The 15,574-nt window shown below is 64.0% G+C and carries 13 protein-coding genes and 2 pseudogenes; 10 read left to right on the forward strand and 5 right to left on the reverse strand.

Features of this window, described 5'->3' with window-relative positions; all coding sequences use genetic code 11:
- The first annotated feature begins 26 nt into the window (after positions 1-26).
- Positions 27-503, forward strand: a complete 477-nt coding sequence (locus QW845_RS06590; protein WP_315800802.1) for a hypothetical protein — start codon at positions 27-29, stop codon at positions 501-503.
- Between the two features lie 120 nt (positions 504-623).
- Positions 624-1,964, forward strand: coding sequence for an IS1182 family transposase (locus QW845_RS06595; RefSeq protein ID WP_315800803.1), 1,341 nt, complete (start codon positions 624-626; stop codon positions 1,962-1,964).
- A 206-nt stretch (positions 1,965-2,170) separates the two neighbouring features.
- Here the strand turns inward: QW845_RS06595 and QW845_RS06600 are convergent, their stop codons facing one another.
- Positions 2,171-2,779: a bifunctional transcriptional activator/DNA repair enzyme AdaA gene (locus QW845_RS06600; RefSeq protein ID WP_315800804.1), complete on the reverse strand. Its 609-nt coding sequence runs from the start codon at positions 2,777-2,779 to the stop codon at positions 2,171-2,173.
- Positions 2,780-2,834: 55 nt separating this feature from the next.
- Here QW845_RS06600 and QW845_RS34115 point away from each other — a divergent pair.
- The 3 genes and pseudogenes from QW845_RS34115 to QW845_RS06610 all read left to right on the forward strand — a co-directional run.
- A pseudogene (locus tag QW845_RS34115) lies at positions 2,835-3,278 on the forward strand (MFS transporter); the annotation flags it as partial.
- 31 nt (positions 3,279-3,309) lie between these two features.
- Entirely contained in the window at positions 3,310-4,065 is a 756-nt protein-coding gene (locus tag QW845_RS06605; RefSeq protein ID WP_315800805.1) for an MFS transporter, read from the forward strand.
- Positions 4,066-4,255: 190 nt separating this feature from the next.
- A pseudogene (locus QW845_RS06610) lies at positions 4,256-4,540 on the forward strand (IS110 family transposase); the annotation flags it as partial.
- A 1,891-nt stretch (positions 4,541-6,431) separates the two neighbouring features.
- Here QW845_RS06610 and QW845_RS06615 read toward each other — a convergent pair.
- Entirely contained in the window at positions 6,432-6,554 is a 123-nt protein-coding gene (locus tag QW845_RS06615) for a hypothetical protein (protein ID WP_315800806.1), read from the reverse strand.
- Positions 6,555-7,349: 795 nt separating this feature from the next.
- On the opposite strand from QW845_RS06615, the gene QW845_RS06620 reads away from it, so the two are divergent.
- On the forward strand, positions 7,350-8,756 hold the full coding sequence (locus QW845_RS06620) for a GSCFA domain-containing protein (protein ID WP_315800807.1): 1,407 nt from the start codon (positions 7,350-7,352) through the stop codon (positions 8,754-8,756).
- A 34-nt stretch (positions 8,757-8,790) separates the two neighbouring features.
- Here the strand turns inward: QW845_RS06620 and QW845_RS06625 are convergent, their stop codons facing one another.
- Positions 8,791-9,366: a hypothetical protein gene (locus QW845_RS06625; RefSeq protein ID WP_315800808.1), complete on the reverse strand. Its 576-nt coding sequence runs from the start codon at positions 9,364-9,366 to the stop codon at positions 8,791-8,793.
- Positions 9,367-9,793: 427 nt separating this feature from the next.
- Here QW845_RS06625 and QW845_RS06630 point away from each other — a divergent pair, with 427 nt between their 5' ends.
- The gene (locus tag QW845_RS06630) at positions 9,794-10,207 is read left to right on the forward strand and encodes a hypothetical protein (protein WP_315800809.1); all 414 of its coding nucleotides are present in this window, start codon (positions 9,794-9,796) and stop codon (positions 10,205-10,207) included.
- A 75-nt stretch (positions 10,208-10,282) separates the two neighbouring features.
- On the opposite strand, the gene QW845_RS06635 is transcribed toward QW845_RS06630, so the two are convergent.
- The gene (locus QW845_RS06635) at positions 10,283-11,326 is read right to left on the reverse strand and encodes a polysaccharide deacetylase family protein (RefSeq protein WP_315800810.1); all 1,044 of its coding nucleotides are present in this window, start codon (positions 11,324-11,326) and stop codon (positions 10,283-10,285) included.
- A gap of 325 nt (positions 11,327-11,651) precedes the next feature.
- Here QW845_RS06635 and QW845_RS06640 point away from each other — a divergent pair, with 325 nt between their 5' ends.
- Positions 11,652-11,939, forward strand: a complete 288-nt coding sequence (locus QW845_RS06640; RefSeq protein WP_315800811.1) for a hypothetical protein — start codon at positions 11,652-11,654, stop codon at positions 11,937-11,939.
- 115 nt (positions 11,940-12,054) lie between these two features.
- Entirely contained in the window at positions 12,055-12,270 is a 216-nt protein-coding gene (locus QW845_RS06645) for a cysteine rich repeat-containing protein (RefSeq protein ID WP_315800812.1), read from the forward strand.
- A gap of 8 nt (positions 12,271-12,278) precedes the next feature.
- On the opposite strand, the gene QW845_RS06650 is transcribed toward QW845_RS06645, so the two are convergent.
- Complete coding sequence (locus QW845_RS06650; protein ID WP_315800813.1) at positions 12,279-13,961, reverse strand: MFS transporter; 1,683 nt, start codon at positions 13,959-13,961, stop codon at positions 12,279-12,281.
- A 177-nt stretch (positions 13,962-14,138) separates the two neighbouring features.
- On the opposite strand from QW845_RS06650, the gene QW845_RS06655 reads away from it, so the two are divergent.
- Complete coding sequence (locus tag QW845_RS06655; protein ID WP_315800814.1) at positions 14,139-15,506, forward strand: hydrolase; 1,368 nt, start codon at positions 14,139-14,141, stop codon at positions 15,504-15,506.
- Positions 15,507-15,574: the final 68 nt, after the last annotated feature.

A 15,574-nucleotide genomic window follows, 5' to 3' on the forward strand; every position in this document is an offset into this window, starting at 1 on the left:
ACGAAGGCATGAGGATAGTGGCCCGCTTGGCGGCTTATTTTGCCGCGAGCGCAACGTCATCAGCAGTCTTCACCGTTTGGATGGCCTGTCGCGACTCCCGCGATCCGGCAGGAAAAGGGCTGAACCTCATTGAAGTTGGGAGCGAGACCTTGCAGGTTTGGCCCTATGTCTTTGCGTTGGCGCTTTTGCTGATGTTCTTGCCTTGGTGCTTGATCACGGGGATGTCGCGATGGCTGCCTTTTGGAGGACCAGTCTACAGCGCCAGCGGTTCGGCTCTCGCAACGATCCTCGCTTGGGGTTGCTTGGGAGGCCTATTCCCCGCGCGCGGTCATCCAAGCTTCACGGAAGGCTTCGCGCTGGCCCTAGAGGCAAACGGACTCCCAGTTCTGATTTCTGGCGCGATCGGAGGCTTGATCTATTGGCTGGTCCGCGAACGCGCCGAACACCTCAAGAATACGATGCGATCCGTCGAGCATATTGGGGCTGATGCAAAGGTCCATTGAGTACTATCAGTCCGCATCTGACCGGGATGTCTGCTCAGGGTCGATTCCGTTGAAAAAGTCGGCAGTTGCGACGCAGAGAGATCGATGATTCAGTCTGTCTAATTGGCAGGACTGAAGGTCATGATGGGGAATCGGCAAGTCGAACAGGCTGCGTTGTTCTATGAGTTCTCCCTAGAAAAGCACGTTCCAGCCGACCACCTCCTGCGGTCGATCGATAGGTTCGTCGACCTCGAGGACCTGCGACGGGAGTTGGCACCGTTCTACAGCAACATCGGGCGGCCCTCGATCGATCCGGAGCTGATGATCAGGATGCTCCTGATCGGCTACTGCTTCGGCATCCGATCGGAACGGCGCCTCTGTGACGAAGTCCACCTCAATCTGGCATACCGCTGGTTTTGCCGGCTGGGTCTGGACGGAGCTGTCCCCGATCACTCGACGTTCTCGAAGAACAGGCACGGCCGCTTCCGTGAGAGCGATCTCTTCCGCCGCGTGTTCGAGACCGTCTTGCGGCGCTGTATCCGGGAGCGCCTGGTTGGCGGTGAAGGGTTCGCGGTCGACGCGAGCCTGATCAAGGCGGATGCCAATCGGCAGAAGGGAATCGAAGGCGATAAGGGGCTTCCGCCGGAGGCCACGGGCCGAGCGATCGACGAGTACCTTGCTGCTCTTGATGATGCCGCGTTCGGTGCCGCGACGGAGGTCACGCCCAAGTTTGTATCGCCCTCCGATCCGGCGGCGCGCTGGACGGGAGCGCATGGCGGCCAAGCCTTCTTCGCCTACTCGACGAACTATCTGGTCGACGTCGAGAACGCGATCATCGTCGATGTCGAGGCGACCACGGCGATCCGCCAGGCAGAAGTGTTGGCCGCCAAGCGCATGATCGAGCGTTCACTCGAAAGGTTCGATCTTTATCCAAGCCGGCTTCTCGGCGACAGCGCCTATGGCTCCGCTGAGATGCTCGGGTGGTTGGTCTACGAGCACGGGATCGAGCCGCACGTGACCGTCTTCGACAAGTCGGCCCGCACTGACGGGACCTTCTCGCGTGAGGCCTTCACTTACGACCATGCTGGGGACGTCTATCGCTGCCCCGGTGGCAAAACCCTCACCACCACAGGAACGCTGGTGAACGACGACAAGACGATCCTCTACCGCGCGAGCAAGCACGACTGTCAAGCATGCTCTCTGAAAAGCAGGTGTAGCCCGAACACCCCGGCCCGGAAAGTGCCACGCTCGATCTATGAGGGCGCTCGCGACATGGCACGCGAGATCGCAAGCTCATGGGAGGGCCGCACTTCACGGCGGCTCCGCAAGAAGATCGAGATGCTGTTCGCGCATCTCAAGCGCATTCTCAAGCTCGATCGGCTACGACTAAGAGGGCCGAACGGCGCGCGTGACGAGTTCACCCTTGCTGCAGCCGCTCAGAATCTTCGTAAAATGGCCAAGCTGATCCCGATGCCCGCGTGACTCCCCCACCAAGCCAACGCGTCCTCGGAACAGCTGGCGTTCACGATGAAACTACCGCCGACTTTTTCAACGGAATCGGTCAAAAGCCACCTTCCGGTCGGCCAGTAACTTACGTCCGGTTGTATCCAGCAGTAGGCGTTCCAGGCGCCGGCCCGAAGGTCCCAGATGGGACAACATCAGACGTCGGGCGGGTTCGTATTAACGGATCAAGCCTTCGCCCGCCGGATCGAAGTCGGTGGACGCTTGTATACCTCAGCAAACACACTGTTGAAACGCCGTAGGCTGCAGAACCCTGATCTAAGTGCGACCTCGGTCATCGGAAGCTTCGTCTCGTCCAAAAGACGCTTTGCTCGTTGAACACGCCCCGTTCGCGCGACTTGGGCGGGACTTGCGCCGACATATTTTTTGAATAGGCGTGATAGATGCCGCGGTCCGATGCCGAGACGTTCTGCGAGTGTTTGGATGTTCGCATCGTCTAGTGCACCACTGCTAATCAGACGTAGGGCGCGCTCAACTGTCGTCCGTGAGCCCTTCCAGGCTGGAGAGAACGGTGCCGTTTCGGGGCGGCATCTGAGGCATGGTCGAAATCCCTCCTGCTCAGCTGCAGCTGCCGAAAGATAAAACGTCACGTTTTCGGCCTTGGCAGGGCGCACCGGGCACACCGGCCTGCAATAGATCCTCGTGGTTCGGACGCCTGAGAAGAACAGGCCGTCATAGCTCTTGTCGCGACTCACTCGGGCACGTTCGCATACAACGGGATCAAGCCTCCCGATGTCCGTTAAAGCCGACGACGGAGTCCGATTCCGGCGAGCCACAACACGCTCCAATTGCTACGACGCCATCAACCTATCAGCATGAGTGAGCGAGACAATGGGTGACGAGCAGCATTTCGTTGGTTGGTCGGTGGCATGGGCTGCCTTTACCTTGGCGGTGCTCGCTTGGGGCATCGGCTTCTATGGTCCTTCGGTCTTTCTTCCGACTCTGCACTCCTCGCGCGGATGGTCCATCTCGGAAATCTCAGCTGCCATTACCTTTCATTTCGTGCTGAGTGCGCTCCTGGTCGCGTATTTGCCCGACATTCATCGCAGAATTGGGATTGCCGGGACGACACTGGGCGGTGCTCTTCTGATGGCCATCGGGTTGATCGGATGGTCCAGATCGTGGGAGCCGTGGCAACTCTTCTTAGCGGCCATTCCGAGTGCGGGAGGTTGGGCCGCTACAAGTGGTGCTGCCCTAAACGCCATTGTCGCCAGATGGTTCGAGCGCGATCGCCCGAAGGCGATGAGTCTGGCGTTCAATGGCGCAAGTGTCGGGGGGGGGTCTGTTCGTGCCTTTGTGGCTCTTCTTGATCGATTGGCTCGGCTTTCAAACCGCGGCGCTGGCCGTGTCCATTGTTGCCCTCGGCGTTATGGGTTGGATTTCTATTCGATATTTCAGGCTGTCCCCCACCAGCCTTGGTCTCTCTCCCGATGGCAACGGAGTGCCTACGGTTGTCGCGAAACCGACAACGAGACTATCTCATTCTAGCATTATTCGTATGCCGGGATTCCTCACGCTTTCGGCGGCGTTTGCGCTTGGCTTGTTTGCGCAGATCGGCCTTCTGTCACACTTGGTCTCCCGCCTCACTCCCGATGTTGGTGCGACAACTGCGGGCCTGCTTCTCAGTCTAGCGACGGCATGTGCAGTAATCGGACGGACTCTGACGGGATGGTGGATCGGAGATCACGACCGGCGGATCGCCGCAGCCATTAACTTCGCGGTTCAGACCGTAGGAGTTCTGCTGCTCATCTTCGGCAACGGATGGATCGTACTGACATTTGGCTGCGTCATCTTCGGATTTGGCATCGGGAATCTTACGACTTTGCCGCCATTGATCGCGCAGAAGGAGTTCGATCGTAAGGATGTGGTGGCGGTGGTTGCGCTGATCGTTGCCATCAATCAGGCAGTATTTGCGTTCGCGCCAGCCATTGTTGGTGCTCTCCGCGATGCGACTTCGGGTTATGGAACGGCGTTCGGGATTGTCGCTTGCATCCAGCTTTTGGCTGCGATGGTTGTGCTCCTTGGGCGTAAGGCCGTGGTCCCGCCGGCGAGGTCAGCTTAGGGTCATTCGCGTCGGCATTGCCTTGTCCGCCTCCTGGTCCGCTATCGACAATACCCAACCTTACCGACCGAGTAGGTGTGGATCTCGAACGATTAGGACTGCCGTCCGTAATCGGCCTGACCGTCCGTCAGCTGACGCGACAGCGGCGGCCATGCAGAATGAGCGCTCTCGACCACACAGGAGGCGCGCAATGGAGTTCTTCTGCGGGCTGGATGTCGGCATGGATCGAACCACGATTTGCGTGGTCGACGACAAGGGCGAAGTGCTGCTGGAGGTCGCGGTGATGACCGACCCGAATGCGGTCAGGGGAGCACTGGCGGCATATCTCGGCCGCTTAAGGCGGGTCGGCCACGAGGCCGGGGCGCTGCTGCCGTGGCTGCATCCCGAGTTGCTCAAGCTTCGCCTGCCGGCGATCTGCCTGGAGACCCAGCATGTGCGGGCGGCGCTGAAGGCGCAGCGCAACAAGAGCCCGCGCTGGCGCAGAGCAGGCTGAGGGTGCGCTGGATCGGGCTGGGCCGAGCATCACACCCCAGGCAATCAAAACCTCGCCAGCCATGCCCGCAAACGCATGAGGACTGACTCGAAGAGCTACCGGCGCGACTACCTCCGCGCGCTCGCCCAATGCGTGGAAGTGGACGCGAAAGAGCTTCGCATCATGGGATCGAAAGCGCGCTCCTGCGCACGCTGGTCGGTGCCTCGGGCGCAAAGACGGCTCAGTTTGGTACCGAAGTGGCGCACGCGACACGATTCGCACGTCTGGCCTTCGCCTTCGGAGCGCACCCGGCATCGGTGTTCAATCCGCCACACGCACGCGCAGCGACAAATCTGCGCGGCGGTCGGGATCGTTCGGCCGTGGCCGCGGAAAATGTTGGCCTTTTCGTTGGCTTTCGTTGAAATCGCACAAAAATACATAAGCTAAGTCAGTGGGATGCGCCTATAGCGAGGCGCCCTCTTGCGGCACCACGCTTCGCCCTTCGGGCTTCGCGTGGCGCAGCCAGGCCGTAGCCCGTAGGGCGAAGCGTGCCCGGCGTAGCCCCTTGGCGAAGCCGGGCGTTTGAGCCCCCCGGTGCTCCGGCTAAGCCCCGCGTTATGATCCGATCAACCCTGTCAAACAGCCTGCCGCTCGTCGCAGCCTTGCTCGCGCCCATGCCACCGCAGCCTCGCGGCCGGTTCGGCCCGAGTTCTGCTGCAATCTGGCGTCCTCTTGAATGAGAGGGCGCGGGGAAGGCCGGGTGCTGGTCGCACCCGCGGTCCGCGTGCAGCAAAAAAGCACGCGGCAGAACCACAGGTACGGCCGAACATCCGGCCTTCCCCGCGCGATGGCTTTACGGCTTATACGCGATCTCCCCGGGGACCGGCTGTCTTGCCCCCGTCGCCCGCAGCGCTCGTCATGAACGCCGCGACCTTGACGCCAGCATCGGGGCGCCAGGACCACGCGACTTCGCCGTCCGCACCTCGTCAGTCGTCGCGCAAAAGCGCCTGACAAAGCCGCGGCCACCGCATCCCCGCCTCACGTGCCGTGACGATCGCGATACGCCCCTCTCGGCGAAGCAGGATGGCGGAATAAAATCACTGATTTGGGGGTGGCGTCAAGAGTTTTTCGGGTATTCGGAATCGATCGCTTGCGCTCTCACCATACGGGCGGGCGAGTAGGTCGCCATATAATTCATGGCCTAGGCGACTTTCTTCACGAGCACGTCGAGCGGTCTCTACTTGACCTTCGCCAGTTAGAAGTACGCGAAGAAAAGTGCAGCATCACCGTAACTCCCAGATCGTCAACTCTCTTAGAACCACCTGTAAGCGGCGACAAGGAAGATCACGAGAAAGCACGCGGCGAATATCCCGAGCACCCCTTCGGCGCTGACGTCGATCTTCCAAAACCTGATTTGAAATTTAGGTGGGTAACTCATGGCATAGCTCTCCATTTAAAATTACGAGAGCTACGGAAGCGCAAAGAATCTGTCTGCTATTTGCGGCTCGAGAGCAAGCGCAAAATGGCGCTCCTTATCCCACTGTTTTCGCGACTATATTTGCACTTTTTTCAAGTCGTTGATGGAGCTGCGGAGAGGAGGAACAAAAACGCACCATACACGCAGCATGACGGTCATCCTTCTTAAGCGCCGGTTAGAGGGTGTGCCGTTGATCCTTTTGCCTGAGATGCAGGTCTTCCCCGTCATGCGGATTTCTCCAACTAAGCTGTCCCTCTGCTCGCAGGGCTCGCCCACCTTGCATCCGTTCTAACAGCGCTTCGACCGACGCTGTGGCTATGCCTGCCTTTTGCGGCTGGAGGATCTCCCGCCGCTGGCGGCTTACTGCGTGCGCATGTGATCGATCTCGAGCGGATGAAGTCGGTGGTCGGCATCTGGTCAAAACCGATAGAATCCCAAGACGGCCAGCACGATCACCATGGCGGCAGCGATCGCCATGGCGCCTTTGGCACTCAGGCTCAAACCCAAGAATTTAACGTGTAGTTCGGGATGGTCAGACATGGCGCAGTTCTCCATTGAGGAAAGCAACTCATGTCTTCGGGGGGCAAGAGATGTGTGAGGGACTCGCGATCGGTGTGCAAGAGGCTTCTTGAATAATATTTCGCCATTCAGAATTCGAATTTGTACTCAATGGCTTAGGTGGGGGAAAGACGATTTCCTTAAGTAGTAAAAAAGGGACTGGCTCCGTGAATTCCCTGATCTTGAAATTCTATACGAAGCACCCATAGGGCGCCTCGCGCTGGTACCAAATAAGTTTGTTGCCAGGTTACCTGCCCTTCGTCGTATCGCCCGGCAATTTTCCGCCGATGACGCGCATCGAGCGCGGAAGGTCTGCGTAACTTCGTAACCTTGTGCGTGCCGCGCACGCAGCTTGTAGACCAGCCACCCGTTCGGAATGCTCAAAGGTCATTGTGAAGGATGGGGGTCCCTCTTGCGGCATGATCCCCGACCTTCCTCCCTTTTCCGCCGCCGCCTCCCGGTTAACAATTGCTTAACCCAAATCGCGCCATCGTCCGGCGCGAGCGGCGGGATGAATGCCCGCACTGGCGGCTGGCGGCGATCCGGACGAGCGCGTCCGTCGCGTTCGAATCCCGCAGGTGCCGGTTGCGCTCGGGCGTACGCCAGCGGCAGGGCCGGTGGCGATCAGTATCCAGCGGTCATGGTGGGACGTCTCTCGCGAGGGCACGGCGCCTGTGCGCGTGACGATTCGACCGGCACTGGCGATGCACCGGCTGCCGGCTACGGCGCCGGACCAACGGCCGACGACGCAACGCGAGACAAAGGCGAACCCGCGACATGAGCACCACTGCCCTCGACAGCCACACGCAGTTTCAATCGATCGTCGGCCAGATCCGGACGCTCGCCTACAAATATATCGAGGACAAGGATTTCGTCAGCGCGCAGCTCGCGTTCCAGAAGCTGCTCGAGCTCGACCCCAAGGACATCAACGCGCGCTTCATCTATGCGCAGCTGATCGACGACGGCTCGCACAAGAAGCGCGCCGAGGCGCGCGACATGATGCTGGCGATCCTCGACGAGAACCCCGAGATCTTCGAGCAGGCCACCGAAGGCAATCTGCACCTGATCCGCAGCGCCGCCGTGCGCTGCAGCCATGTCGGCCCGTTCACGCGCTCGATGGAGCTGTTCCGCAAGCTCGCGGCAGCCTCCAACGAGGCCGCCGACTATTTCTCGCTCAGCGAGATCCTGACCCAGAACAACGAGTTCGAGGAGGCGGTGGCGGCGCTCGAGAAGGCCATCAAGCTCAACCCCGCCTACGACAACCCGCTCAACCGCGAGACGCTGGATCTGGCGCGCACGAACGCCAAGAAGGGCAAGGTCAAGGACGCCAAGGCAGGCCGCGCCAAGGTCGGCCGCTATCCGGAGACCAAGGACTTCCTCGGCGATCTGCAGACGCTGATCACCAGCCACATCGCCGTGAACCTCGCCGCCGCGCCAAAGTTTCTCGACAAGAGCACGCGCTTCTTCACCATGGGCTCGTGCTTCGCGCGCAACCTCTCCAAGAGCCTCAACGACAGCGGCTACAACAGCCACCACATGGAGATCTCGGAGTACATCAACACGACCTTCGCCAACCGCGTGTTCGTCGACTGGCTGCGCGGCGCCAAGATCGATCCGGAGATCCGCGAGCGCATCGTCGAGCTGCTGCCGCCGGGATCGAGCCCGGAGAATACGCTGGCGGTCATCAAGCAGGCCGACGTGTTCATCCTCACGCTCGGCGTCGCCGCGGCCTTCTTCGACCGCGAGACCGGCGCCTTCGTGCTGCCGCGGCCGACCGCGCTGAACTCGCGGGCGCTGGCGGAGAAGTACAAGTTCCGCACCGCCAGCGTGCAGGAGAACGTCGACAACGTCCTCTATCTGATCGAGTTCATCCGCAGCATCCGGCCGGGCATCAAGGTGATCGTCACCGTGTCGCCGGTGCCGCTCCTGACCTCGTTCGAATATGAATCGGTGGTGCAGGCCGACTGTCTGTCGAAGAGCACGATGCGGCTGGTCGCGCACGAGGTCGTCAACAATGCGAACCTCGAGGACATCTGGTACTGGCCGTCGTTCGAGGTATTCCGCTGGGCCGGCTCGAACGCGTCGAGCTTCTTCGCTGCCGACGACGGCGCCGCCTGGCACGTCTCGGAGGACAAGGTGTCCGCGACGGTGCGTGCCTTCGTGCAGACCTTCTCGCCGGCCTGAGCGCTGGTCGGGACGGCGATCGAAGGCGGCTGCCTCAGGGCAGTCGCTTCTTCCACAGGCGGATGATCAGGATGCCGGCCTGGGCGTAGCCCGGGGGCGAGCTTTCCGTGCCGAACGGCGTCTTCGAATACAGCGAGCTGGAGACCAGGAAGCCGCCGACATACGGCTCCGGCAAGCCCGACAGCGCCAGGAAGCAGCGGTGGGTGAGCAGGCCGTCCTCCGGCAGATTGCCGCGCACCAGCCGGCAGTCGCCGATGCCGGTGAATGCGATGCCGTTGAGCTGGCCTTCGGTGTAGGTGCCGAGCAGGGTCGGATCCATCGCCTGACCGATACAGACCCGCATCTCGCCAATGCTCTTGTCGCCGGTCTCGGTCATGCGGCCGTCAGCGGGCCGGACCCCGACGGAGCGGATCGAGAGCTGATCCTCCAGCGCCGGCGCGAAGCCGGTCTTGGTCGGCGCGCAGAAATCCGACGGCACGACACGGCCCTGGCGCACACTGCGCGCGATGTAGATCTCCTCGACATTGTCGCCGGACTGCGCCGGGCCCTGCCCGCTGGCGGTCAGCGGCGTCACGGCCGCCAAGAACACTGCAACGATCACCCGGCGCATGCGCGCATCCTTCCTCCGAATCGATCGCTCTCCCTATCGGATTCGGCGAATCTTCTGAACAGCACCAACGAACAGTACACATGCATACGATCATACCTCAAGACGGAGATCTCACCGGCACCATGGACCACCTCCTCGTGACGGTAATTTGGTAGCAGACGCCGAATCTGCCCGACCGCCGCGGTGCTCACCGCCCAAGCGCTGCAGCCGGTGGACTTCCGGAGGGCTCGTCCCGAGCTCCCTCGTCCTGAACGGACATCGCCGCGGCGCTGGAAAAGGTTTCGAGAAAGATGGTGCGCCGATCCGCACTGCCGTGTGCCGGCATACGGCTCCATTCGCGCGCGCAATGCCGAGTGTGACGGCGGTCACATCGAGCCGCCGCGCTGGCGGCTAAACTTCCCGCAGCCAACAAAGGGGAGCTTACTCGATGCGCAAGATGATCCTGATCGGAGCCATGGTGCTCGCCTCCGCCACGGTCGCGCGGGCCGAGGGGACACGCAGCCTGTCGCTGTCGTCGAACGACGCCGCCGCGCGGGCGCCGCGGCCGACCTACGTCCAGCAGGCCGGCGAGGTCACCGTCACCCCGGCGCCCGTTCCGGCCGTCGCGGCCCAGACCCAGCCCATCGACCCGCCCGCTGCGCCACCGGTCGCGCCAGCGGCTCCGGCCGCCGCACCGTCGCCGCTGCAGCCCGCCGCCACTGCGGCGCCGGCACCGCAGCCGGGCTCGGTGCAGCGATCATCGCGGCGGTCGAAATCGGCGCGCTCCGACCGGACGCGCCGCAAGGGCTGGACCGAAGCCCGCATCGTCCGCGAGCTGCATCGCCACGGCATCTATTGGTGAGCGGCCGGCAACAGAGGACAAACGAAAAAGGCCGGGCGAACGCCCGGCCTTTCGCGCGCAGAGGTCATGCAGCGATCACTGCGAGATGGTCTGGATCACGCTCGAGATCGGCCGCGCATTGGTCATCGTGGTCGGCAGCTTCGGATCCTGGCCGATCATCGCGTCATATTCCGGCAACGTGTCGAGCGTGCCCTTCGGCTTCATCGCGACCACCTTGTAGCCGCCGGCCTTGAGCCGCCGCAGCAGGGTCGGCAGCGCCAGCGCCGTGTTCTTCTGGAAGTCGTGCATCAGGATGATGCCCTTGCCCTTCTTGTCGAGCCCGGCCATCACGGTGTTGACGACCTGGTCGGCGTCCTTGGAGCGGAAGTCGAAGCTGTCGACGTCGCAGGAGAACATCGCGATGTTGCGGCTGCCGAGATAGGCCACCGCCGACGGCCGGTGCTGCAACTGCGGGAAGCGGAAGAACGGCGCCGGGTTGGTGCCGAGCGCAAATTTCACCGCGCTGAAGCCCTTCTCCAGCTCCTCCTTCGCCATCTCGTCGGTCATCTTCTTGCCGTTCAGGTTGGCGTGCGACCAGGTGTGCACGCCGACCACGTGACCGGCGGCCAGCACCTGGCGCAGGATCTCCGGATGATAGGTCGCATGCTTGCCGATCGAGAAGAAGATGCCGGTGGTGCATTCGTCGGCCAGCGCCTTCAGCACCGCCGGCGTGTTGACCGGCCACGGGCCGTCATCGAAGGTCAGCACCACCTCGCGGTCGGCGAGGAAGTCGAACTGCTTGAAGTGGTCGAGGCCGAAGCCGGGGCCACCTGACGTGTCGACCATGACGGTGCGGGAGATGCCGAGCGCGTCCGGATTGGCGCAGGTCGATCTGGGCTGCACCGGCGCCGGCACGCTCGCGGCCGTGCGCGTGGGAATGGTGCCGGTGGTCTCGACATCATCCTTCGCGCTGGCCTTGGCGGCAACGCGCGCCGGAGGCGGCGCCGGCTCGGACGGCTTCGCCGCTGCGCTCTGCGCGGCGGCCTTGGCGGCGCTGGGCTTCGATACGTAGTACCAGACACCGGTGATCGCCAACGCCGCGACGACGGTGGCCAGCAGCAAGCCTAACGCATGACGCATGGTTACTCTTCCCGAAAACGCGAGACACTCGATGGCGGACGCAACGCTGTCCGCCTGCTTCGATTAGCTTCCATTAGTGCCAACGAATCCTTAACGCGGTGCCAACACGGGCAGGATCAGCCAAGATTTCCAGGATGATGCCGGCGCGAGACCGGCAGTTGACCGGAGCGACATGTCGCCGCGGCCATCGGCCTGCCGAACCTGCCGGGCAGGGTTGAGCCGCCGGATCTGGCGTGACCGGCATCACGGTTGCTCGAGCGGGATCGGACCATGATGGGCGCATTGAAACGCGGCCCGCGACATGCGGCGCCAATGGGAGCCAGCCATGACGAATTCGACCAACCTGCTGCGCAAGGCCGTCCTGACGGTCGTCAGCCTTGCCGCCGTCTCGACCTTGTCCTCGACCGCGAGCTTCGCCTTCAGCGCCGAGGCGCAGCAGATGTGCACCGGCGACGCCTTCCGGCTGTGCAGCAGCGAGATCCCCAACATCCCGGCGATCACCGCCTGCATGATCAAGAACCGCTCGTCGCTGAGCTCCGGCTGCCGCGTCGTGCTCGACCGCGAGCTGTCCAGGCGCAACGGCAAGGTCGCCGAGGCGGCCGACGCCAATTGAGAACGCTTCCGGCTCCCGCCTGCGCGCCCCGGCTGCGACCGGGGCGCTTGCGAGGCCCGGTTGTGAGCACTAAAAGCGCCGCCAAACCTTCAATGCCGGGAGCGAGGCGCCAGTCATGAACAAACTCACACTGATCATCCCCCTGGTGCTGATCGCGTCGACCGCCTCGGCCCAGCAGCAGCCCGGTCAGGACGCGTGCGCGCGCGACGTGTCACGGCATTGCCGCGCCGTGATGAACAACGGCGACCAGGCGGTGCTGGCCTGTCTCAAGGAACACCGCGCCAAGCTGTCCAAGGCCTGCGACAAGGTGCTGACCGAGCACGGGCAGTAAGCGCCCAACTAAGGCCCGCTGCGGGCACCCGTCGCAACGGCGGGCGCCTGCTCGGCGGTGCGATCGATATCCTCCTTGGCGCGGACCGAGCCGAACGGACGCTCGAGCATCCGGCGGATGCGCACCGGGTCGGCCCCGATGTGGAAATCGATCGCGCGCTTGTGCAGCTCGCGCTCGGCGCGGGTCGAGCGGTTGCGCTGGCGCAGATAGTCGATCCAGGTCGGACAGTGATAGCGCTCGGTCCAGAGCTCGGGATCGGCGATGTCGCGCGCGATCGACCAGCCATAGGCGCCGTTGCGCTGGCGGCTGAGCTGGACGTCCTGCATCAGGTCGTGGAAGGCGCGGGCATTGTCCTCGGCGACGCGGTACTCGATCTCGACCACCAGCGGCCCCGAGCGCGGCGTCAGCTCGAGCTGCACCTCCGGATCGGCCAGGGTCTCGCCATCCTCGTTGCGGGCGCCGATCGGCGGCATCCGCAGCCACAGGCCGAGCAGCGGCGACACCATCATCAGCGCTCCCGACGCCAGCAGCGCGACCTCGACGCCGGCGGCGTCGGTGAGACGTCCCCAGCCCCAACTGCCGATCGCGATGCCGCCGGAGATCGCCGCCTGGAATGCCGCGAGCGCGCGGCCCGCGACCCAGCGTGGCGCCGACAACTGCACGCCGATGTTGAACAGCGCCACCGCGAGCATCCACACCGCGCCGGCGATGACGAGCGCCGCCGCCGTCAGCACCGGCGCGGTGCTGAGCGCGACGGCCGCGGTGGCCGCGCCCAAGGTGAGCGCGCAGGTGCGGATCGCGGCCTCGCCCGACAGCCGCTTCCTGATCTCGCCGATGTTGAGCGCGCCGACCACCGCGCCCATGCCGAAGGCGCCGAGCATGATGCCGTAGGTCTGCGCGCCGCTATGCAGCAGGTCGCGCGCGACCAGCGGCATCAGCGCCGAGATCGAGCCGCCGATGATGCCGGTGACCAGCGTGCGGATCAGCACGATCCGGATCGACGGCGAATGGACGATGTAGCGGACGCCGGAGACGATGGCGCGGTTGAGCGGCTCGCGCGGCAGCCGGCTCGGCTCCACCACGCGCCGCCACAGGAACAGCGCCGCGAGCAGCGGCAGATACAGCAGCGCATTGGCCGCGAACGCCGCGACCGCGCCGGCGGCCGCGACCACGACGCCGCCGATCGCAGGTCCGAAGCTGCGCGCGATGTTGTAGCTGATGCCGTTCAGCGCGACCGCGGCCGGCAGCGTCTCCGGCGGCACCTGTTCGCTGACCGAGGATTGCCAGGCCGGCCCCATCAGCGCCATGCCGCTGCCGATGACGAAGCACAGCGCCAGCAGGCGCTCGGGCGTCACCAGCCCGTACCATGCCAGCACCGTCAGGGTGGTGGCGCCGCCGAGCGCGACCGCGAGCGCGACCAGCGCGACGATGCGCCGGTCGTACATGTCGGCGATCGCGCCGGCGGGCATCGAGATGAACATCACCGGCAGCATCAAGGCGGTCTGCACCAGCGCCACCTTGTCGGCCGACGACGTCATCTGCGTCATCGCCCAGGCGGCGCCGACCGCCTGGATCAGCAGGCCCAGGTTCGACAGCAGGCTCGCCAGCCAGATGCGGCGGAACACCGCGTGCCGGAGCGGCGCGGCGATGCTCTCGGCCGCGAACAGCTCACGTTTCTGCGGCGCATTCATGCGGGTCCGTCCACGTCGCCAGGTCGCCTCCGATAAGATCGCATCGAACTATCGCTTGATTCCGGCCGGACCTATGTGATGCCTGCGAATGTCTGCCGCTGTCCAGTGCCCAGAGCGCTCGCATCAGGGACCGCGGCCAACGAACACGACATGAACAAGACCAAAGGGAGACCGCCGATGAATCTGACGCGCCGCACCATTTTGAAGAGCATGGGAACCTTGCCCCTGCTCACGAGCGGCCTGACCTTACCAGCGCGCGCGCAAACGGCGGCAGCCGCGGCCGGCGAGATGCCGCCTGTGCTGTTCGTCCACGGCAATGGCGATCACGCGGCGCTATGGATGACCACGCTGTGGCGGATGGAATCCGACGGCGTGCCGCGCACGCGCCTCGCTGCGCTGGACTTCACCGACCCGCTGGCGCGCAACGACGATTCCGTGGCGCAGCCGAACCGCTCGTCGACCGAGGACCAGCGCCGCGAGCTCTCCGAACAGATCAAGGCGCTCAAGGAGCGCACGGGGGCGGCGCGGATCGCGCTGGTCGGCAGCTCGCGCGGCGGCAACGCGATCCGCAATGTGGTGAAGAACGGCGGCGGCGCCGATGTCAGTCATGCCGTGCTGTGCGGCACGCCCAATCATGGCGTGTTCGACTGGGAGGATAGCCCCGGCAGCGAATTCAACGGCCGCGGCCCGTTCCTGCGCGGATTGAATGCCGGCGACAGCGAGGTGACGGAGGGCACCGCCTTCCTGACGCTGCGCAGCGATGGCCTCGACAAATATGCCCAGGCTGACGGCCGCCTCGTCGGCAAGCCCGGTGTCCCCACCGGCATCACGGCCGAGGGGCCGGCGCTGAAAGGCGCGACCAATCTGGTGATCGGCGCGCTCGACCATCGCGAGGTGGCGTTCCATCCGCGCGCGTTCCGGGAGATCTATAAGTTCATCGCCGGCCGAGAGCCGACGCAGATCGCGATCCAGCCGGAGCCGCAGGTGCGGATCAGCGGCCTGGTGACGGCAACGCCGGGCGGCGCGCCGACCAATCGCCCGGTGGCGGGCGCAAGCGTGGAGGTCTATCGCGTCTCGAGCGAGACCGGCGCACGCAATGGCGAGCCGGTGTATCGCGGCCAGACCGGCGCCGACGGACGCTGGGGTCCCGCGGAGGTCGATCCGACGTCCTATCTCGAGATCGTGCTGACGTCGCCGGGCGCGCCGATCACGCATTTCTACCGCTCGCCATTCCCGCGTTCGTCCGACGTCGTGCATCTGCGCGCGGCGCGGCCGCTCGGCAAGGCCGATGCCGGCGCTGGAGCGATCCTCATCATGATCAGGCCGCGCGGCTATTTCGGCCTGCCCCGCGACATCGTGCTGCTCGACGGCAAGGAACCTGCCGACATACAGAAGGGAATACCGACCGATGCCGCAACGACATTGCGGCTGCCGGCGGGCGACGTCGGACGCAGCGTCACTGGACTGTTCAACGAGGAACGCATCGCCGCCCGTCTTTGGCCAGCATCTGAGAGCAGGATTGCAATGATCGAGCTGACTAATTAGTTGCCGGAGTATGATGGTACATCACAGCCTCGAAGAGCGCGGAATCGCGCTCTCCCTCTCGCATTGCG

Source organism: Bradyrhizobium sp. SZCCHNS3002 (assembly GCF_032377435.1).
In the GTDB taxonomy this organism is placed as follows: Bacteria; Pseudomonadota; Alphaproteobacteria; order Rhizobiales; family Xanthobacteraceae; genus Bradyrhizobium.